The following is a 20,131-nucleotide window of genomic DNA, read 5'->3' as shown; positions in this document are numbered from 1 at the left end:
TCTCTTTAAAGAATGGGTTTTACCGCTTTGTCATATAATCCTACGATTATGCAATTTCCCTTACTATCTACTTTAAGAGCTGCATATTGGGCATTCTCATATATATCCGCTTTAGTTTCTTGAAAATAAAAGTAGTCTGCTGATAGTACTACTCTGCCCCATTTGTTTTTCTTATACTTAATTAGGACTTGGCCTGGGGAAGAGTTTTCTAAAAGAGCACTAGAATTCACCAATTTTCCTACTTTTAAAGAATCTAGTTCTAAGATAAGGTAACCCTGTTGTGGTAAATCTAGTTTTTCCATAGAAATCTCATTGTATAATGTATAATATAAAGTCATATAATCTCCTTGCATTAAAGAACGTGGGTCCTGTGGTGCTAATTCTAAAAGTACTAACTCTCCTTTGTCAATGATAGACTGTTTTTGATTAGCTACCCAAAAAAACACCCCTATAATTAAAAGTAAAGTACAAACAATAATGACTTTTGCTGTTTTATTTTTCATACCTGTTTGTCTTAAATTTTTTGAAAACGATATAACATCCTAGCATTAGAATCCCGCTAAGCATTAAAAGCATACTTTTTTGAAGAAGTGTAATATCTAAATTATAGTAATACACCCCTAAATTCAATACCATTGCAATAGAGCAAAATATCCATTGCATCTTAAACTTAAGATTGTAACTACATAAAATAAATAAATAGCATATCGAAAAATTGTAGAACCCATAATGGTTTAACCCTAAAATTAACCCAGAAGTTAAAATTGCAAAATAGATAAAAAAAACAAGACTAAGACCTTGTGTATAACTATATATTTTCTTTAACGACAGAAGATTAATTACTATATAAAAACCAACTAAAAGGTAGTTTAACCAAGGAGCCATAGTAAATCCTATCCCCCAAGAGTCTACACTAATTACAAAACTACAAGCCAAGGCAAAATATAAACTTGTATTATAAAAAATGGAAAAGTACTCCTGTAAGTTACCTAAATAACCATAAATAGTTTGGGTATAAAAGCTAAGGAAAAAAACCACGGATACTAATAGCATTAAAAAGATTACCACAAAAGAGGTATGGTGATGAAACATAAACAAAAAGAAAACAGCCAAGTAAAAGCTAAAAAGCGAAAAATACAATGCCATCCTTGATTTTACAAGTACCCATGTTAATATAGATATAATAATAACAGGAAAACACCATGTATCCAAATCAGAGGAAACTTCAAAGAACAACCAATAACTTATTACCCCATATAAAAAGCCACCTAAGTAAAGCATAAAGGAATTCTGAGAAAAAAATCCTTTTCTCTTTAATCTTTCTACATGCAGAGTCAAGGCAAAACACACTATTGAAATAATCCCCAAAAACACAGCAATTGGCTGAACCTCTAGTACTAAGATAGTTATAAACAATCCTAAAAACAAAAAACCAATAAGCCCTGCAATTGCATAAAACAATTGGCTTAAAACAGAATTATTCGCTGTTTTTACAGTAGTATTACTCGTATCAAAATTTTGATTTACTACATCCTCTTTGGTAAAGTAAGATACCTCCTTCGTCTCATTATTCTCCATTCTGCCACTTTGTTATGCGATTAGAAATAATTTTATGGCTAAATACCGCCGCCAATATCCAGTATACTCCATAGATCAGGTAGTTTAAATCACTTAAGTCAACTACTTTAACCACTATACAAAAAACAGAAACTAAGCCACCAATTACAAATAAACTATACTTTACGCTACTCTTATTTTTCAAAGAAGACATACATAAAAAGCAAAGCCATGCCAAGCCAATTATAAGTTCCACAAAATCCCTAGGTCCATTACTAAAACCCTCTAATATCACTGTGTTTAGCGTATATAAGGCATCTAAAGTAACAATAGCGCACAACAAATTGTCTACATAAAAAGTCATTGCTTTTTTGCACGCTTTACTTTGCAAATAATACAAGCCATAAAACAAAGAATTACTCAAACACATAATAGTACTACTATTTAGGGCATCTAACCATCTTATACCCCAACTTTGTTGATCGGCAAACAGATATAAAGAAACATTAGTCAAAATTCCCAATAGAATCCACTGCAGAGCAAAACCACTTATTAGCGTCCATGGTAAAATAGCTAAAGCCCACAGCGTGAAAAGCAAATAACTATCGGGTTGCAGATGGTAATACTGACCAAATACAGCAAAGAGTACCCCTATTAAAATACTACTACTTAAAAGGCTACAATCCTTCACTAAGTCATTTAGTTTTGTAAATACATAGACATAGACTCCTGTGAATATAGCCAATAAAATAATACCATATTTATAACCAATAGCAAGCTCTTGCCAATTAAAACCAAAAAAGAAAACTACTCCTGAGCAAAAAAAACCAACAAAGCCGACTAAAAGAAAATAATTAAAAAAAGCCTCCCAACGCATACTACCTTGTAAAATAGACCTCTGCAAAAAAGAGGCTGACTCTGAACTAGTACTTTGGCTATAGTCTAGTTCACTAACAGGCGTACTAACTGTATTTTTAGCTTTCATTTCCTTCAATATTTATAGTGGATGTATTTAAAACAGAATTTTTACTAGCTATTTTCTGTATAAACTATGGTTAAAACATCTAGATGGGTGCACCTAGATGTTTTAGGATTAATTAAAGACCTTGTAGAATTTGAGCTGCGTGATCTTTGGTTTTTACCTTTGTGATTATATCTGTAATAATACCATTTTGATCGATTACAAAAGTAGTACGGTGTATACCATCATAGGTTCTACCCATAAATTTCTTAGGTCCCCATACTCCAAAGGCATTTAAAACATGGTGATCTTCATCTGCAATTAGATCAAAAGGCAGATTGTTTTTATCTATGAATTTTTGCTGTCTCTCGGCAGAGTCTGCACTCACCCCTAGAAGTGAATAGTCTTGTTTTTCCAATTCGCTATAATTGTCTCTTAAGTTACAAACCTCCGCAGTACATCCTGGTGTACTAGCTTTTGGATAGAAAAACACCACCAATTTTTTTCCTTTATATTGGCTTAATTCTCTTACAACACCATTTTGATCTAAGGCTTTAAAATCAGGAGCCTTATCCCCTATTTGTAAAGTAGTCATTCTTTTATCTTTTTTGAATTACTGTAAATATACTTTATTTTTATTGTCCTATTGCTTTGTTGTAGACTAAAAAAATGTTGTTTTGTTGTTATTTAGCATAAATAAGCTTAATAATATTCCAGATAGAGAATTAACAATTTTGATTTAGTATTTTATTTTTTGTATATTGCTGTTATCGAGCTCTTAGGCTTGGATTGTAGTGAACCCTCACTATAGTATACATGTTTAATTTTAAATTCATACAATTATGGGAAAAGGAGATCTTAAAACAAGACGAGGTAAAATTATTAATAAAAGTTACGGAGTAAAGCGCCCAAGAAAACAGAAAACTTCTTAGGGCTAAGAGCATAAAGCTAAAAAAGGCTTCAAGATAAATATTGTCTTGAAGCCTTTTTTAGTTAATACTATGCTATTTTATAAACTCTTCTATTTAAGAGGAAGTGTAAAGCAATTTCATCATCAAAGCATTAGCAAGTGAAAACAACTGTTCTTGCTCAGTTTCTGTATGTGCATTAGATAATATAACCACTCCTTTTTGAGCAATAGGATCAAAGACCATCATATTGACAAAGGAAGAAGATAGTCCTGTGTTGAAATAGATATAATTTTCATTGTAATAGGTCTGTTCTACCTTCCAAGCTATACTTGATAAAATGGAACTAGAAATAATTGCAGTTGGTTTACGGCTAAAAGCTAAGGTAGCATTATTCTTATCGAATTGCTGGGCGATAAACTTACTTAAATCCCCTACCGTAGAGTAAAGACCAACACTTGGAATAAAAGCATCCTTTTCTTGTAAAGCTATAAAAGCCCTATCATCTAAGTTACCTACTAGCTTTTTTTTCTTTTTGGGAACACCAACAAAGGTCTGGTTCATACCATACGGAGTTAAAATAGACTCTTGAAGTAATTCACTATATTCTTTTTGATGGTAATTTTGTAATACCTGAGCGATGATAGCCCCATTTAAATAAGAATAGACTTTAGAGTTTGCCGTATCACTATGTACAAAATCTTTTAAATAACGCTCTAGATCTTCTTTTGAAAAACGCCCCAATTTATTACTATCTTCGTTGTTTTGCTTAAAAATAGCATCAGGCAAAGCTGGTAGGCCTGTAATTTGATTACTTAAAGCAACAAGGTTTAATTCTAAATTGTCATTAAAGGGAAAATCAAAATAATCATTTGCCATTTTACCAAGACTTATATTTTTGCTTTGTATATCCTTTGCTAATAATGTATTGGTAAATACATCACTTAGATTTAGAATAGGAAAAATCTCTGCATTGTCCTCAGAAAAAACAAGTTGCCCTTTTTTGTTAGTAAGTTGAAAACTCTGAATTTGCCCCCCATCAATTAGCCCAATAGCAACCTTTGTATTTACACTCAAAGAATCTAGACTTTGTGAGACAATGCTTGACATATCAGCTTGTAAAAATTTTTGCTGCCCCTGCATACTTGGAAGGGTGAAAATTTGAAAGTAATCCACCTGGCCTTTTGCATTCTCTCTGAACCCAAATATAAAAGTGTCTCCTTCACTAAATTGTACCTCATACATTTTAGTGGGTGAATTACTCCATACTATAGAACTATAACTTGTGATTTGTCCGAAAGTAGCTTGAAGATTTTCTATAAACTTCTCACTTTGAACTTGTGTTACATCTGCTTGTAAATCATCGGAGTAATCTTGATAGAATCCTGAAAAATCGCTTTGCTTAAAATAACTATAAAATTTTTCCATAGGATCGCCAGGCTTTTGTATTGAAAAACCAGTTTGTCCTATCAAAAGCCCTATACATAAGGCTAAAACTCTCCATTTACTCATTCTATATTGACTTAACTTTTTGATAAAAATATTACCTTTATAGTAATATACGTTCCTTTTTAACACAAAGGACCACAATATTTAAGAACAACTGTCTTTTTAGAAAAAAAACAGTCACCTAAACAAGGGCTCCATGTCAAGCACAAGGTAAGTAAATAGATTTTAATTACTATATATTTTAGGTATCTTCGCTTGAAAATAAACTTATAATGACAAAAGCACAAAAAGTTCAATTTGTAATCGAAACCTTAGAAGCCTTATATCCTGAAATACCTGTGCCTTTAGACCATAAAGATCCTTATACTTTACTTATAGCTGTGTTATTATCTGCTCAATGCACCGATGAGAGAGTAAATAAAATAACCCCTATTTTATTTGCAAAAGCAGATAATCCCTATGATATGGTAAAGTTAAGTGTAGAGGAAATTCAGGACATCATACGTCCTTGTGGTCTTTCTCCAATGAAAAGTAAAGGCATACATGGCCTTTCTCAAATCCTAATTGACAAATATCAAGGAGAAGTTCCTTGTGATTTAGAAGCTCTGGAAACTTTTCCAGGTGTTGGACATAAAACTGCCTCTGTAGTAATGGCACAAGCCTTTGCGGTACCTGCCTTTCCTGTAGACACCCATATACATCGTTTGTTATACAGATGGAATTTATCCAATGGCAAAAGCGTAGAGCAAAGTGAAAAAGATGCAAAAAGACTATTTCCAGAAGATAAATGGATTGACCTACATTTACAAATGGTATGGTACGGTAGACAATACAGCCCGGCTAGAGGCTGGAATTTAGAGTTAGACATCATTACAAGCGTAATAGGTAGAAAAACGGTATTGAATGACTACTATAAAAAAATAGAAGCTAAAGCAAAAAAGAAGTAAAAAAATAAGCTCTAAATTAACTGTATTTAGAGCTTATATAACTGCTGCTAGAAAATTAATTTTCTTCCGTCAGTGAATTTTTTGTGAAATTTTCTGCGTTTAATCCTAGTACAGAAAGGTTTTTGGAATAAATCAAAAGATTCTCAATAGTCTTTTTTCTTGGCAAAGAAAATTTCACATAAAGGTCTTTGTAGATGTTTTTCATGCAAGGAAGTTTAAGGTGTTTGCTTTATAACGCCGCCTTGCATCCTTTTATTGCTCGGTTAATACAATGTTTTTATCTTGAATTAATTTTCTCAAGTTCAGTAAGGCATATCTCATACGACCTAGTGCAGTATTAATACTTACATCTGTTTGCTCGGCTATCTCTTTGAAACTTAAGTCTTGGTAGATGCGCATAAAAATAACCTGTTTTTGATCGTTAGGTAATTCTTGGATTAAAAATTGTATATCTTTCTCTATTTGCTCTTTTATTAATCTACCTTCCATGGAATCCCCTGTATCCCTTAAGAAGGCAAATAGAGGCATTTCTGGAGAATCATTTAAAATGGTAGTACGTTTTTGTTTTCTGTAATGGTCCATTACCAAATTATGAGCAATGCGAATTACCCAAGGAAGAAATTTCCCTTCCTCATTATATCTTCCACCCTTAAGAGTATGAATAACTTTGATAAAAGTATCTTGAAAAATGTCGTCAGCAAGATCTGCATCAGAAACCTTTGAAAAGATAAACCCGTATATTTTTGCTTGATGTCTTTTAATCAAGATTTCTAACGCACTTTCTGCACCAGCTATATATAAACTAATAAGCTTGGCGTCTGGAGTATCACTATATCCCATAACAATTTCTTTTAAGAAGCAATATTTTTTGAACTAAAAGTAATTTTGTTGAATAGGCACTTGTATATTTAGGTTTATAAGGCAAATATAGGATTAATTGTTAAATAAAACAAAAAATATCAAAAAATCCCAACTCCTCTTTTTTACTTGTAATTTTTACAAAACTACCTATACATCTTACCACAAATCCACAAAAACACTATCGTTTAAATATTTTAATGTTTTAAAACTAACACAATCTCTATATAATTATGTTAAAAAACAAATTAATATGCTTTTATTTGTTAAATAAGTTTAATAAATAAATTACAATGGACTCTTTTAGTACTTTTACTACTATAACAAGCCTATCTTATGGGCTTAAGCCTTAAAAGTATTGGCTCCTTAGTTATAAAACACAGAAAGAAAGCATTATCTTTGTTTATTCAACTTTTTTCATCGCTATGAACAAAATCGACTTATCCAAAATAGATCCCAAAAAAAATATTATCATAAAAGGAGCTCAATTACATAATTTAAAAAATTTAGATGTTGTAATTCCTAGAAACCAATTAATTGTAATAACAGGATTATCAGGTTCGGGTAAATCCTCCTTGGCTTTTGACACACTTTATGCAGAAGGACAAAGAAGGTATGTGGAGAGTTTATCTGCTTATGCTAGACAATTCTTAGGTCGTATTGATAAACCTAAAGTAGAATATATCAAAGGAATTGCTCCTGCTATTGCTATTGAACAAAAAGTAAATACCACTAATGCGCGAAGTACTGTGGGAACTTCTACCGAAATCTATGATTATATCAAGCTTTTGTTTGCACGTATAGGTCTTACTTATTCTCCAATTAGTGGACAATTGGTAAAAAAAGATACAGTTACTGATGTACTGGATTTTGTTAAAAAGCAACAAGAAGGATCGAAATGGATGCTTTTAGCTCCTGTCCTTTTACAGGATGGCCGCTTATTGGATCAACATTTAAATATTCTACTTCAGCAAGGTTTTGCTCGTATATTAGTCAATAATAGAGCTCACCGTTTAGACCAATTTTTACAAGAAAACAGACCTGAGCAAATTCAAGCCATTCCAAGTCAAGAAATATTCTTAGTTGTGGACAGATTGGTTATTTCAAAAGAGATGGAATTTTATGAGCGTTTAGGAGATAGTGTACAAATTGCTTTTTTTGAAGGAAAGGGAAATTGTGTACTACATGAGATTAGTAGTAATAAAACATTTGAATTTAGCAATAAATTTGAATTAGATGGCATTACCTTCTTAGAGCCTAATGTACACCTTTTTAGCTTTAACAACCCTTATGGAGCATGTCCAAGTTGTGATGGCTATGGAAGTATTATTGGTATTGATCAAGAATTAGTTATCCCAAATACAGGTTTATCTGTTTATGAAAATGCTATCTTCCCTTGGAGAGGAGAGTCTTTAAGTAAATTCAAAGATCAGCTTGTTAATACAGCTTATAAGTTTGATTTCCCTATTCATAAGCCAATTTTTGAGCTTACTAAAGAGCAACAGGATTTACTTTGGGAAGGAAATTCTTACTTTACAGGTTTAAATGATTTTTTTGCAGAATTAGAACAAAAAAACTATAAAATACAAAACCGCGTCTTACTGTCTCGATATAGAGGTAAGACCAAATGTCCTACTTGTAAAGGAAAACGACTTAGACAAGAGGCCAACTATGTCAAAATTGGGGGTAAAACAATAAGCGAGCTAGTAGATTTACCTATTAAGCACTTAAAAATATTTTTTGAGACCTTAACTTTAAATAATTACGAAAAGCAAATAGCAAAGCGATTACTAATTGAGATCAATAGCCGTTTGGAATTTTTGACTAATGTTGGATTAGATTACTTAACTATCAATAGAAACTCTTCTACCCTAAGTGGTGGAGAGTCCCAACGTATTAATTTAGCCACTTCTTTAGGTAGTAGCCTAGTTGGATCCATGTATATATTGGACGAGCCAAGTATTGGGCTTCACCCTAAGGATACTGAAAAGTTAATTGATGTGCTAAAGGAGTTAAAGGCCTTAGGAAACACTGTAATTGTGGTAGAGCATGACCAGGACATTATGAGTGAAGCAGATCAAATCATTGATATTGGTCCTGAAGCTGGTACACACGGTGGAGAGTTAGTAGCACAAGGAACCTATCAAGAAATATTAAAGCAAGATTCGTTAACTGCTCAATATTTAAATGGAAAATTGTCCATAGAATTACCTAAACACAGACGTAGTTATTCCCATAGTATTGAAGTAATCGGCGCTAGAGAAAATAACCTAAAAAATATCGATGTAACCTTTCCATTGGAATGCCTAACGGTTGTTACTGGTGTATCAGGTAGTGGTAAAAGTACATTGGTTAAAAAGATATTGGTTCCTGCACTTCAGAAAAAATTAAGTGCAACTGGAGACAAACCTGGGCAATTCACTGAAATTAAAGGAGACTTTTCTGTAATAAAACAAGTGGAATATGTGGACCAGAATCCAATTGGTAGAAGCTCAAGAAGTAACCCTGTTACTTATATTAAAGCCTACGATGATATTAGGGATCTATATTCCAAACAACAGCTATCTAAATTGCGCAATTACCAGCCTAAGCACTTCTCTTTCAACGTAGATGGAGGTAGATGTGAAACTTGTAAAGGAGAAGGAAGCGTAACGGTTGAGATGCAGTTTATGGCAGATGTTCACCTACCATGTGAAACTTGTCAAGGAAAGCGCTTTAAAAAGGAAATTTTAGAAGTTAACTTTGAGTCTAAAAACATCGATGACATTTTACGAATGACTATAGATCAAGGTGTTGAGTTTTTCAAAAAGCATGAACAAATTAAAATTTCTCAAAAGCTTCAAGCCCTGCAAGATGTAGGGTTAGGATATGTACAATTAGGTCAGTCTTCTTCCACTTTAAGTGGTGGGGAAGCTCAAAGAATCAAATTAGCTTCCTTTTTATTAGCTGGTAATACCAGAGAAAAGATGCTTTTTGTATTTGATGAGCCAACAACTGGATTACATTTTCACGATATAAGTAAACTTTTAAAATCTTTTAATGCTTTAATCGATAAAGGACACTCCATTGTAGTTATCGAGCATAATTTAGACCTTATTAAATGTGCTGACTACATTATTGACATTGGTCCAGAGGGTGGAGAAAACGGTGGAAATTTAGTAGGTTTCGGCACTCCTGAGCAGCTTGCACAAAACAAAGATTCGCAAACAGGAAAATACTTAAAAGAGAAATTAGTTTAAAATAAAAAAGGGGTTGTCTCACAATTGAAGACAGCCCCTTTTTTACTTAATAAATATCGTGCTTTACTTAGTATAATTTAATTATTTAATCTGAAATATAAATTATACCTAATAATTTACTCCTGAATGACAGCTAGGTAACCTTTATGAGATAGCCTCTTTTTTATTGTGTTCGCTTACCTTATTACTTTAGAGCTTATTTAAAACCGTACTTAAAGCCTGAGTCAATTTCTTTCTACTATAATACTGTAGTCCCATAGCATGAGAATACAATTGGTTATTTTGGTATTTTTCAAAATAATCTAAAAGAATCTCCTTTATTTGGTCCTTTTCACTATACAAGGAAACTTTACCTGTATTTGTAGAAAGGATAATATCAAAAAAATCAGACTCCTCTGGCCCAATAGCCAAAATAGGACGTTCACTTGCCATGTATTCAAAGATTTTACCAGGAATAATGCATTTTGTGTTCTCTGAGTCAATTTCTACTAAAAGAAGAACCTGGGAGGCCTTCATTTGCTTATAAGCTTGTAAATGACTTAAATAGCCCATATAACTCATAGAGGTATCTAAACCAAATTCTTTAATGGTATCAAATATATCTTGGGATACTTTGCCTATTAATTTCAATTCAAAGTTCTCTTTAAAGCTTGGGTTTTCTTTACACAATTCAGCAAGAGCCTTCCAAAGGACTCTAGGATTTCTGTCTGATAAAAAAGATCCCACATGAGCTAAAGTAAACTTCTTGTCTAATTCTACTTTTCCAGTATGAATGGTATCATAACCATTGGTAATCACTGTTATTGGGCGTTTTGTCTTTTGAGAAAACTCCCTTTTTGTTCCTTGACTAGTAACCAAAATATGATCGGCATTTTCAAGGACTTTCCGTTCCATTTTAATATGTTTGTACTTGGCATACCACATCAATTTAAGATCTTTATGATAACCAATGGTGGTCCATGGATCTCTAAAATCCGCAACCCACTTGATATTAAGCTCTTGTTTTAGTGCCAGACCAATTAGATGCATACTATGAGGAGGACCTGTTGTAATAACTTTTGTAACATCTGTATTTTTTGACAGATATTCTTTCAAAAATTCAACAGATGTGTCTACCCATCCTATCCTTGCATCTGGAATAAAAAAGTTCCCTCTTATGGCCAATAAAAACTTATCTGTCTTGGTTTGTTTCCTAATACTTGGAATCATACCAGCACTTAGAGTACTACTTTGTGTAGGCCAAAATAATTTAGCCAATTTATAGGGTTCAGAAATTTTATTTTTGATTATAGTAACATCCTTTCCTAGATCTTGTTCCATATGGTTATCTACCATAGCATAAGTAGGATTTGAAGGAATATATACCACTGGTTGATAATTAAAATCTGGCAAATACTTGACAAATTTTAACCATCGTTGTACTCCTGGGCCTCCTGCGGGAGGCCAATAATAAGAAATAATTAAAACTTTTTGTTTCATTTATTTTTGTTGTTTTTTGGAATAAACAATTGCTCCTATACTTAAAATCACCATTACAATAAAACTTACTAAAGCAATATAACTTCCAGTTTTAATGACTTGTGGTTCGAAGGTGAAAATAATTTCATGCTCTCCAGAAGGTATTTCCAAAGCTCTTAATACATAATTCACACTAAAAATTTCCACAGGTTTTCCATCAATAGTAGCTCTCCATCCATTAGGGTAATACATTTCAGAGAAAACCCCTACTCCATTATTTGGATTGTTACTTTTATAGGTTAATTTATTAGGGGCATAATCCATTAATAGGATATTACTTCCAATAGAATCTACCTTATAGACATCCTGTAAAGCTAAATCTTTAAATGCAGAACGATCCACTGTAGCAGTGGTTTTGGTATTTTGGGTATGTAGAGCTGCAATTTGAGCATTAGCATCTTGCACAAAATCAATCTTTTCTACAAACCATGCATTACCATTTGCCTGGTCATTTTGCATATGAACAAGTTGGCGGTCTTCATTGCTTGCTAAAAGATACTTAACATTGAACATATTGAGTACTTGTATATTGTTACTCAATAAATTATTATCCATTAATTGTTGTATTCTTCGTGGTTTTGCAGCATGGTAACCATTGATCGCTTGATGGAAATAGCTACTTCTAGCACTATTCAAACCGGCATCAATCTCATATACTCTAAAAATACTTGGGTCACTTAGGATTTGTTTATCTGCAGCAGTTAAGCCAAAAGGAGCACTCATTTGAGATTTGTTTACAAAGTTATCCTCATTGACATACTTTTTATCAACCAATACTAAATCTAAAACCATCAAAGCTCCTAGAACTACCAGGGCAATAGTTTGTTTTAATTTACCTTTACTAAATAAGAATAGTACCCCAAAAGTGGCTCCTATTAAAAATATACTTCTAAAAAGGTCTGCTTGATACATTTGCTTTCTATCTTGGGTGATAGCCCTAACTAAGCCAGGTCCTATTTCGCCATAAGCTTGAGTATAATAGGGATCATTTAAACCTGTGAAAGTCAAAGTAGATTGTGCAATAAATAAAAATACAAAAATACCTATAAAGATATAAGCACTATAAAGTAACGATTTGATTTGCTTTTCTTTGGAGACAGTAGTAAAACTATATAGTCCTAAAATAGCCAAGGCTGGCATACAAATTTCTAAAATAACTTGAATGGAAGATACTGCTCTGAACTTATTATATAAAGGCACCCAATTAATAAAGAAATCTGTTAAAAGGCTAAAGTTCTTACCCCAAGACAATAATAGAGAAAGTAAGGCTCCTATAATAAATACATATTTAACTCGTCTTTTTTCTACAAAGCAAGCTAAAACAAATAGAAATGCCACCACAGCACCAATATAAGCTGGAGCAGCAACTATAGGTTGATCTCCCCAATATGTAGGTACGTTTTCAACAAATCCTGCAACTTCTTGGCTATTTGCCCCTATACCTTTTAAAAAATCGCCAACATTAGAGTCTGTAGATAAAGATTCATTATTAGCTCCTCCTGTTAATCGAGGTACTAATAGGTTTAAACTCTCAAATATTCCATAACTATACTCAGTGATATAATCATAGCTTAGAGAGGAACCAGCTGTAGTACTTTGACCATCTATACTAGTTAGTTCACTCTTTCCTCTTGTAGAGAACTTAGCATATTCAGCCGTTGCCAATAAGTTAGTAGCATTTGCACCAATACTTAAAATAGCAGTAAGTGCTAAAATACCATAAACACTTAAAAGAGATTTATAGTTCTTTTCTTTGATATAGATAACAGTGTAATAAATGCAAACCACTAAGAGTAAAAGTAGTAAGTAATAGGTCATCTGAAAGTGATTGGCACCAATTTCTAAAGCTGCTGCAAATCCCGTTAAGATACCTCCGACTATAAAGCGTTTTTGCCAAATTAGTAAAACCCCAGCAAGTACCATGGGCATATAAGCAATTGCATGTGCTTTGGCATTATGCCCTACTCCCAATATTATAATAAGGTAAGTAGAAAAACCAAAGGCTAACGCTCCAATAAATGCTCGTAAAGCACTTACTCTTAAACTAATAAGTAAAACATAAAACCCTATGAAGTATAAAAAAAGATAATCTGCTGGACGGGGTAAAAATCGTAAAGCACTATCTATATCTTTGATAAAATTGTAGGGATATTTAGCTCCCAATTGATAAGTAGGCATCCCACCAAAAGCGCTATTGGTCCAATAAGGCTCACTTTGATTATTGAGCCTAAACTCTATTTGCTCTTTGGCCATTCCTGTATACTGTACAATATCGGATTGGTAAATTACCTTCCCTTTTAAAACAGGAGAAAAATAACCCAAAGAAATAAACACAAATCCCACTAAAACTAGTAGGTGGGGTAAAAACTTCTTATAACTGCTCATTTTATTTTTTAGCATTAAATTTTATAATAGGCTAAAATAAGTAATTATAATCAAGAGAGTAATTAGTATCGTGATTTTTTCCCTCTAAAAAAGCGATTCCCCTTTTTTAAACAAAGAAACCTCCCTTTGTAGAGAACTTTATTGTAGAAAAAAAGGATTACAGCTCACTGTAACCCTTTTGTTGCTTATTATCTAGTGTTATTTAGTATCAATTTCCTCAAATTCTATATACTCTCCAACTACTTTCTTACTCCTAAAAACCTCTTTGGTTTCATTAGTATAGTTTTGGTTAGTTGTATTGGTTGAATAAGAATTATTTTGTTGATAGTATTGTTGTTGCTTTTGTTGAAAGTTCTCACCAGCCTTTTTCGCTACTTTAATTAATAGTAGTGGTAATAGATAACGCATAGCGAACTTAAAACCGTAGTACACTAAAACAATTATACACAGAGTTTTTATAAATCCTGTAAAAGATGCTGTATCCATATCGTTTGTTTTTTTTCAAAAATAGTAAATATTTTGTTTTTATCAGATAGTAAAATCTTAAAATATTGATAAAAACAAGAGTGTTCCTCAGTATTTCCTAGCTTATTAACTTATTTTTCTTGCCATTGTAAAACCCCCCCATCTAGTTCGTATACTTTTGTAAAACCATTTTCTAGTAATTTTTTTCTGGCATTTGCGCTTCTTTTTCCACTCTTACAAAAGATATATACCGCCTTATCTTTATCCAAATTACTAATATTGTCCAAAAAGTCTTTTTGTAAGAAATCTATGTTTTGGGCCCCATCAATGCTTCCTTGCTCGAATTCTTCTGAAGTTCTCACGTCTACCAATTGAATATCATTTTGCGCGATAGCATGTTGAAAATGAGTTTTATCTAATAAATGTCCCTCTTTTGGACTTTGGGCAAAACTAACTAATATGTTAAAATTAGTTAATGCTATAGCGAGTAAAATTTGTTTCATTCTGTTTTTCATATTTATATAGATTAGTTAGATGATATTTATCATTAAAATTACGGTAATCTTCTGTTATTTTTGTTGTAAATATAACTAATAAGAAGATGTCTTTAATACAAAAATACAATATTCCGGGACCAAGATACACCAGTTATCCCAGTGTTCCTTACTGGGATGCAGATTCTTTTCATTATACTAGTTGGCTTGAAAGTTGTAAAACTAGCTTTAAGCAAAGTAATACTAATTTAGGTATTAGCCTATATATTCATCTGCCTTTTTCTGAAAGTCTGTGCACTTTTTGTGGATGTCATAAATATATTACCACCCAGCACAACAAAGAAATCCCTTATATAAATGCACTTTTAAAAGAATGGCAACTATACTGTGATATACTACCAGAAAAACCAATTATCAAGGAAATCCATTTAGGCGGAGGAACTCCAACCTTTTTCAGTGCAGAGCATCTGGTTTATTTAATAAAAGAGATTTTTAAAACAGCTACAAAGGCTATAGACTATGAATTTAGCTTTGAAGGTCACCCAGTAAATACCACAAAAGAGCACTTGCAAAAACTCTATGACATTGGTTTTAAAAGAGTGAGTTTTGGAGTACAAGATTACGATCCTAAGATACAATCCGCTATACACAGAAAACAAAACTTTCACGATGTTGCAAAAGTGACTTTGTGGGCCAAAGAAATAGGCTACACTTCTATCTCTCATGATCTAATCTATGGTTTACCATTACAAGCAAAGAATAACATTGTGGATACCGTAGAGAAAACCTATAGTCTTTTACCCGATAGAATAGCTTTTTATTCCTATGCTCATGTACCTTGGGTTAAAGGAAATGGGCAAAGAGGTTTTGATATTCAAGATATTCCTAAGGGCATGCAAAAGCAACAGCTATATGAATTAGGCAAAGATCTTTTAATAAAAAATGGCTATATGGAAATTGGAATGGATCATTTTGCTTTGAAGACAGACCCCTTATACAAAGCTTTGTGCAAAGGTGAATTACACCGTAACTTTATGGGCTATACCCTTCAATCCACTCAATTAATGATAGGTTTAGGTGTGTCAGCAATTAGTGATAGCTGGTTTGGATTTGCTCAAAACACAAAAGACCTAAAACAATACTATGCATTATTAGAAAACAATGTACTTCCTGTGGTAAAAGGACATATTTTAAATCAAGAAGATCTAATTATTCGAGAACATATATTAAATTTAATGTGTAACTTAGAAACAGATTTAACAAAAGACGCCTGTCATATTAAGGTAAATACTATTTTAGAAAACTTACAAGAATTAATCCAAGATGACCTTGTAAAGGTAGAACAACATAAAATAAGTGTTACCCAAAAAGGTAGGCCTTTTATACGTAATATCTGTATGGCTTTTGATCTTAGATTACAAGAGCAAAAACCTGATAGACAACTATTTTCCATGACTATTTAAAATATACTCTAATGAAATTTCAAAAAATTATTACCTACATAGTACTAACAATTCTTGTCTATGGTATTTTCAACTTCGACACTACAGACATGTGGTCCTTACAGGCTAATTGGCTTTCTTTTATAGGTTTTTTTATATTTATAGTCTACCTAGGCATTAGTTTAAAGATTGCAGCTAAAAAGCAAGACTTAGAAAAGAAAAACACTTCTAAGTAAAAAAGACTTGTTTTACTATTTGTAAAACAAGTCTTTTTTTATATCACAGTAAATTAATCTCATGTGTAGAATTTTTACCACTCTATTAAAGAGATTCCTATACCTAAATTAGTTTGACTCCAATTGTAATCTATAAGAGCATCACCATAACCATTACTAGCAGTGAAATATAACTTCAAATTGTCTTTAATAGGATAAGCCCATGTAAATTCCATATAACCTTTATAGTGTGAATTAAAACGCATATTACTGCGTATCATCAAACTAAGTACATTTCCTTTAAAACTATAAACACTTAAAAGCTCTGCTCTACCTATATAGTCAGAAATTTTAGGATTATCGTCATTTTGCTTTTTTTCCTTTAATCTAAACCAAGGCTTTGCTACAAAGCTCCAGTTCTCATATTCCATCCCAAGTTGGAAAATAACTCTATTCCAACTTCTAGATTCTGGTAGACTCTTACCATTACTTTGGTGATTAAAACCAACACCAGCCATAACAATATTAAAGTTTCCAATACTCCAGTTAATAGGATAGTTGAAGATGATCTCTGGTTCGTAATTTAGCTCTCTAAAAGGCCTTGAAATAGGCTCGTTATAAGCCTGCCAATTAGCTGTCTGGGTAAAAGCTAACCATATGTCTCCTTTACCAAAAATTAAACCCTGAGCTACTTTAGTTTTAAAACTCAACTGAAACTTTAACTCCCAAGGCTGAAAAGGCAAAGCTGTTTTACTATTATTCTCCGGGTTTAGACTCGTTGGCTTATCATTAGGTCTATTATTCCATCTACCCGGAAGAATATAAATAGGCTTATAAGGGGTTATTGTAAAAGTACTTTTTTGACTATCTTTTCCCAATTCCCAACGCTCCGATAGAGAATACTTGTTTTCTTGGTTATCAAATAGATTATCTGCGGTATTTTGAGCATTGGCCCTTAAACCGAAAATACAACTACTAATTCCTAGTAAAAACAAAGCTCTTTTTAAAGATTTTCTCATGCTATATAGAAATAAGAATTAAAGCAGTAAGCTAGCTTGGCCATCTGGGTCTATACTCACATCTGGATCCACATCCTCTACTTGGTCTGTATCCTGCTGCTGTTCACTTACAGTCTCTGGTTCTGGCTCATAAGGAAAAGGCTCCAGGATATTAATTTGTTTGATCTTATCTGTGGTTAATTGATTACCTAAAGCTTTTATCCCCTTTACAGTAATGAACTCTTCTAAATTGATTAGTAAAGATTCTTTTTGTATTCCTTTCACTTTAGAAAACACTACTTCAATGTTAGGTCTGTAATCAGTACAAACCACCTCTAATACAGACTTTTCATGGTCAGTAATAAAGCTATCTTCTCTATTTTCGTTTTCTACAAAAAATCGCTTAACGTAATATCGTTGTTTTTCACCGTCGAAATATACTGCTGATATAGGTTTATTGACAATAAATTTCTCCAAGACAATCATGTCTTGTTCAAAATGTGTCGTTAATTCAGGAATAATAGTTTTCACTTTTCCTGACTGGGTAATAACCAATAAACGATCTTCTGGTTTAAACTCTCCTAATAGGTCTCCTCTTCCATCCACGTTCAAGCGGCTTACGGAAGAATCAAACCATATTTTTCTAGGTCGTAAAGTAGAAATTCCCTTTTCCTTTAACTCTATTTTCTTAATGGCATACTTAGTAACTAAATTACCTTTAGCTGCTCTACCTTTAATTAATAACTGGGCAAAATCTACATCAAACTTAAGTTTTTTCACATTGGAAAGTTGACGTAAAATAATGGTAATTATCTCTGCCTCTCCATTTGGATTAGCCGAGAAGTAAAGAACTTGAGACCCAGGTTTTCCTTGGGTTAAAGAATATACCTTGTCCCTAGTTACTCCCTTAACATTAAATCGCTTTATAAAACTTGATCCTGATTTACCATCTCGATAGATTAAGTTATAAATGGTTCTATTATCGTTCTTATCCCAAATACCAATGTGGATAATATCTTTTCCAACGAATTTCTTATCCTCCACTTTGGAAACCACAACAGATCCATCTCGTAAAAAGACAATAATATCATCAATATCGGAACAGTCACAAACATACTCATCCCTTCTTAAGCCCGTTCCAAAGAAACCTTCTTCTTTATTTACATACAATTTAGAGTTTCTAAGTACTACTTTTGTAGCTTCAATGGTATCAAAGCTCTTTAGTTCTGTTTGTCTTTCTTTTCCTTTGCCATATTTTTGTTTTAAGCTTGTAAAATAATTAATGGCAAATTCTATTAAATTGGCAAGATGGTGTTTAACTTGTTCAATCTCGCCTTCTAAAGCTAAGATATTTTCAACAGCCTTATCTATATCGAATCTAGAGATACGTTTAATACGAATCTCTGTTAATCGCACAATATCTTCTTGAGAAACTTCTCTTTTTAAATGTTCTATAAATGGTAAAAGTCCCTGTTCGATAGCCTTTAAAACACCCTCCCAAGTGCTTTGCTCTTCTATTAAACGGTAGATTCTATTTTCTATAAAGATTCTTTCTAAAGACAGGAAATGCCACTTTTCTTCTAGTTCAAAAAGCTCGATTTCTAATTCTCTTCTTAAAAGCTCTACTGTACTGTGAGTAGAAGTCTTAAGCATATGGCTTACTCCAGTAAACAAAGGCTTATTGTCTTCAATCACACATCCCAATGGTGCAATAGAGGTTTCACAAGCTGTAAAAGCATATAATGCATCAATGGTTTTATCAGGAGAAGTACCGCTAGGTAAATGGATTAGAATTTCCACTTCTGCAGCAGTATTATCTTCGATCTTTTTAATTTTAATCTTTCCTTTGTCATTGGCCTTTAAAATGCTATCAATCAAACTAGTTGTAGTAGTTGAAAATGGTATTTCTGTAATAACCAATGTGTTTTTATCCAAAGGTGCTATTCTTGCTCTAACGCGTACTCTTCCTCCCCTAGCTCCATCATTATAATTAGAAACATCAGCTATTCCAGCTGTTGGGAAGTCAGGATATATACTAAAGGGCTTTCCTTTTAATATCTTGATAGAAGCATCAATAAGCTCATTGAAGTTGTGAGGTAATATTTTAGTGGATAATCCAACTGCGATACCCTCTCCACCTTGTACTAATAAAAGGGGAAACTTCACTGGTAAATTGACCGGCTCATTTCTCCTACCATCATAAGAGGATTGCCAAGTAGTAATCTTTGGAGAATATAAAACCTCCAAAGCAAATTTACTTAATCTTGCTTCAATATAACGAGATGCAGCTGCACCGTCTCCGGTTAAAATATTTCCCCAGTTCCCCTGCATATCGATTAATAATTCTTTTTGCCCAATCTGTACCATAGCATCTCCGATACTAGCATCTCCGTGAGGGTGATACTGCATGGTATGTCCAACGATATTGGCTACCTTATTGTATCTACCGTCATCTAATTCACGCATAGAGTGCATAATTCGGCGCTGTACAGGTTTGAATCCATCCTCAATAGCAGGTACAGCTCTCTCTAAAATTACATAAGAAGCATAATCCAAGAACCAGTCTTTATACATACCGGTTACTTTAGTTATAGTCTCCTCAGGTTGTAGCTCTATCTCTTCTTGAATAAACTCTTCTGGTGTTAAGGAATTATCTTTATTTAAATCTGGATCTAAATTATCTTGGTGGCTCATA

General features: G+C 32.8%; 17 protein-coding genes. 5 read left to right on the top strand and 12 right to left on the bottom strand.

What is annotated here, in order from left to right; genetic code table 11:
• Positions 1-5: 5 nt before the first annotated feature.
• The 4 genes from ACYSNX_RS06600 to bcp all read right to left on the bottom strand — a co-directional run bounded on the left by ACYSNX_RS06600 (position 6) and on the right by bcp (position 3,113).
• A complete protein-coding gene (locus ACYSNX_RS06600) occupies positions 6-503 on the bottom strand; it encodes a GDYXXLXY domain-containing protein (protein WP_461753888.1) in 498 nt (165 codons plus the stop codon).
• Positions 493-1,578 (bottom strand): DUF4401 domain-containing protein, encoded by a 1,086-nt coding sequence (locus ACYSNX_RS06595; protein ID WP_461753887.1) that lies wholly within the window; start codon positions 1,576-1,578, stop codon positions 493-495. The genes ACYSNX_RS06600 and ACYSNX_RS06595 overlap by 11 nt, the downstream gene beginning before the upstream one ends.
• On the bottom strand, positions 1,568-2,542 hold the full coding sequence (locus ACYSNX_RS06590; protein ID WP_461753886.1) for a DUF2157 domain-containing protein: 975 nt from the start codon (positions 2,540-2,542) through the stop codon (positions 1,568-1,570). Before ACYSNX_RS06590 ends, ACYSNX_RS06595 begins: the two co-directional genes overlap by 11 nt.
• A 112-nt stretch (positions 2,543-2,654) precedes the next feature.
• A complete protein-coding gene (bcp, locus tag ACYSNX_RS06585; protein WP_461753885.1) occupies positions 2,655-3,113 on the bottom strand; it encodes a thioredoxin-dependent thiol peroxidase in 459 nt (152 codons plus the stop codon).
• Between the two features lie 247 nt (positions 3,114-3,360).
• Between bcp and ACYSNX_RS06580 the strand changes: the two genes are divergently transcribed.
• Positions 3,361-3,450, top strand: coding sequence for a 30S ribosomal protein THX (locus ACYSNX_RS06580; protein WP_461753884.1), 90 nt, complete (start codon positions 3,361-3,363; stop codon positions 3,448-3,450).
• Between the two features lie 93 nt (positions 3,451-3,543).
• Here the strand turns inward: ACYSNX_RS06580 and ACYSNX_RS06575 are convergent, their stop codons facing one another.
• On the bottom strand, positions 3,544-4,938 hold the full coding sequence (locus ACYSNX_RS06575; protein ID WP_461753883.1) for a serine hydrolase: 1,395 nt from the start codon (positions 4,936-4,938) through the stop codon (positions 3,544-3,546).
• A gap of 209 nt (positions 4,939-5,147) precedes the next feature.
• Between ACYSNX_RS06575 and ACYSNX_RS06570 the strand changes: the two genes are divergently transcribed.
• Positions 5,148-5,822, top strand: a complete 675-nt coding sequence (locus ACYSNX_RS06570; protein WP_461753882.1) for an endonuclease III domain-containing protein — start codon at positions 5,148-5,150, stop codon at positions 5,820-5,822.
• 252 nt (positions 5,823-6,074) lie between these two features.
• Here ACYSNX_RS06570 and ACYSNX_RS06565 read toward each other — a convergent pair whose 3' ends face one another.
• Positions 6,075-6,662 (bottom strand): RNA polymerase sigma factor, encoded by a 588-nt coding sequence (locus tag ACYSNX_RS06565; RefSeq protein WP_461753881.1) that lies wholly within the window; start codon positions 6,660-6,662, stop codon positions 6,075-6,077.
• A gap of 443 nt (positions 6,663-7,105) precedes the next feature.
• Between ACYSNX_RS06565 and uvrA the strand changes: the two genes are divergently transcribed.
• Complete coding sequence (gene uvrA / locus ACYSNX_RS06560; protein ID WP_461753880.1) at positions 7,106-9,919, top strand: excinuclease ABC subunit UvrA; 2,814 nt, start codon at positions 7,106-7,108, stop codon at positions 9,917-9,919.
• Between the two features lie 189 nt (positions 9,920-10,108).
• Here uvrA and ACYSNX_RS06555 read toward each other — a convergent pair whose 3' ends face one another.
• The 4 genes from ACYSNX_RS06555 to ACYSNX_RS06540 form a co-directional block, all read right to left on the bottom strand.
• A complete protein-coding gene (locus ACYSNX_RS06555; protein ID WP_461753879.1) occupies positions 10,109-11,398 on the bottom strand; it encodes a glycosyltransferase family 4 protein in 1,290 nt (429 codons plus the stop codon).
• Positions 11,399-13,822: a YfhO family protein gene (locus ACYSNX_RS06550; RefSeq protein WP_461753878.1), complete on the bottom strand. Its 2,424-nt coding sequence runs from the start codon at positions 13,820-13,822 to the stop codon at positions 11,399-11,401.
• A 198-nt stretch (positions 13,823-14,020) separates the two neighbouring features.
• Complete coding sequence (locus tag ACYSNX_RS06545; protein ID WP_461753877.1) at positions 14,021-14,308, bottom strand: DUF4834 family protein; 288 nt, start codon at positions 14,306-14,308, stop codon at positions 14,021-14,023.
• 110 nt (positions 14,309-14,418) lie between these two features.
• Positions 14,419-14,790 (bottom strand): rhodanese-like domain-containing protein, encoded by a 372-nt coding sequence (locus tag ACYSNX_RS06540; protein WP_461753876.1) that lies wholly within the window; start codon positions 14,788-14,790, stop codon positions 14,419-14,421.
• Positions 14,791-14,888: 98 nt separating this feature from the next.
• Here ACYSNX_RS06540 and hemN point away from each other — a divergent pair, with 98 nt between their 5' ends.
• Both hemN and ACYSNX_RS06530 read left to right on the top strand, forming a co-directional pair.
• Complete coding sequence (gene hemN / locus ACYSNX_RS06535) at positions 14,889-16,244, top strand: oxygen-independent coproporphyrinogen III oxidase (RefSeq protein ID WP_461753875.1); 1,356 nt, start codon at positions 14,889-14,891, stop codon at positions 16,242-16,244.
• Between the two features lie 11 nt (positions 16,245-16,255).
• The gene (locus ACYSNX_RS06530; RefSeq protein ID WP_461753874.1) at positions 16,256-16,459 is read left to right on the top strand and encodes a hypothetical protein; all 204 of its coding nucleotides are present in this window, start codon (positions 16,256-16,258) and stop codon (positions 16,457-16,459) included.
• A 74-nt stretch (positions 16,460-16,533) separates the two neighbouring features.
• On the opposite strand, the gene ACYSNX_RS06525 is transcribed toward ACYSNX_RS06530, so the two are convergent.
• Both ACYSNX_RS06525 and ACYSNX_RS06520 read right to left on the bottom strand, forming a co-directional pair.
• Positions 16,534-17,457 (bottom strand): phospholipase A, encoded by a 924-nt coding sequence (locus ACYSNX_RS06525; RefSeq protein ID WP_461753873.1) that lies wholly within the window; start codon positions 17,455-17,457, stop codon positions 16,534-16,536.
• Positions 17,458-17,475: 18 nt separating this feature from the next.
• Positions 17,476-20,130: a DNA gyrase/topoisomerase IV subunit A gene (locus ACYSNX_RS06520; protein WP_461753872.1), complete on the bottom strand. Its 2,655-nt coding sequence runs from the start codon at positions 20,128-20,130 to the stop codon at positions 17,476-17,478.
• Position 20,131 lies beyond the last annotated feature (1 nt).

The sequence above is a fragment of the Myroides sp. LJL115 genome (assembly GCF_054871665.1).
Note: the sequence above shows the minus strand (reverse complement) of the source record. Positions and strands in the feature narration are given on the sequence as shown.

Bases quoted from the DNA above. Each gene is read 5' to 3' on its own strand.
- ACYSNX_RS06550 (WP_461753878.1), bottom strand. From the start codon at position 13,822: ATGAGCAGTTATAAGAAGTTTTTACCCCACCTACTAGTTTTAGTGGGA.
- ACYSNX_RS06570 (WP_461753882.1), top strand. From the start codon at position 5,148: ATGACAAAAGCACAAAAAGTTCAATTTGTAATCGAAACCTTAGAAGCC.
- ACYSNX_RS06555 (WP_461753879.1), bottom strand. From the start codon at position 11,398: ATGAAACAAAAAGTTTTAATTATTTCTTATTATTGGCCTCCCGCAGGA.
- ACYSNX_RS06540 (WP_461753876.1), bottom strand. From the start codon at position 14,790: ATGAAACAAATTTTACTCGCTATAGCATTAACTAATTTTAACATATTA.
- bcp (WP_461753885.1), bottom strand. From the start codon at position 3,113: ATGACTACTTTACAAATAGGGGATAAGGCTCCTGATTTTAAAGCCTTA.
- ACYSNX_RS06530 (WP_461753874.1), top strand. From the start codon at position 16,256: ATGAAATTTCAAAAAATTATTACCTACATAGTACTAACAATTCTTGTC.
- ACYSNX_RS06520 (WP_461753872.1), bottom strand. From the start codon at position 20,130: ATGAGCCACCAAGATAATTTAGATCCAGATTTAAATAAAGATAATTCC.
- uvrA (WP_461753880.1), top strand. From the start codon at position 7,106: ATGAACAAAATCGACTTATCCAAAATAGATCCCAAAAAAAATATTATC.
- ACYSNX_RS06595 (WP_461753887.1), bottom strand. From the start codon at position 1,578: ATGGAGAATAATGAGACGAAGGAGGTATCTTACTTTACCAAAGAGGAT.
- ACYSNX_RS06580 (WP_461753884.1), top strand. From the start codon at position 3,361: ATGGGAAAAGGAGATCTTAAAACAAGACGAGGTAAAATTATTAATAAA.
- ACYSNX_RS06525 (WP_461753873.1), bottom strand. From the start codon at position 17,457: ATGAGAAAATCTTTAAAAAGAGCTTTGTTTTTACTAGGAATTAGTAGT.
- hemN (WP_461753875.1), top strand. From the start codon at position 14,889: ATGTCTTTAATACAAAAATACAATATTCCGGGACCAAGATACACCAGT.
- ACYSNX_RS06600 (WP_461753888.1), bottom strand. From the start codon at position 503: ATGAAAAATAAAACAGCAAAAGTCATTATTGTTTGTACTTTACTTTTA.
- ACYSNX_RS06575 (WP_461753883.1), bottom strand. From the start codon at position 4,938: ATGAGTAAATGGAGAGTTTTAGCCTTATGTATAGGGCTTTTGATAGGA.
- ACYSNX_RS06590 (WP_461753886.1), bottom strand. From the start codon at position 2,542: ATGAAAGCTAAAAATACAGTTAGTACGCCTGTTAGTGAACTAGACTAT.
- ACYSNX_RS06565 (WP_461753881.1), bottom strand. From the start codon at position 6,662: ATGGGATATAGTGATACTCCAGACGCCAAGCTTATTAGTTTATATATA.
- ACYSNX_RS06545 (WP_461753877.1), bottom strand. From the start codon at position 14,308: ATGGATACAGCATCTTTTACAGGATTTATAAAAACTCTGTGTATAATT.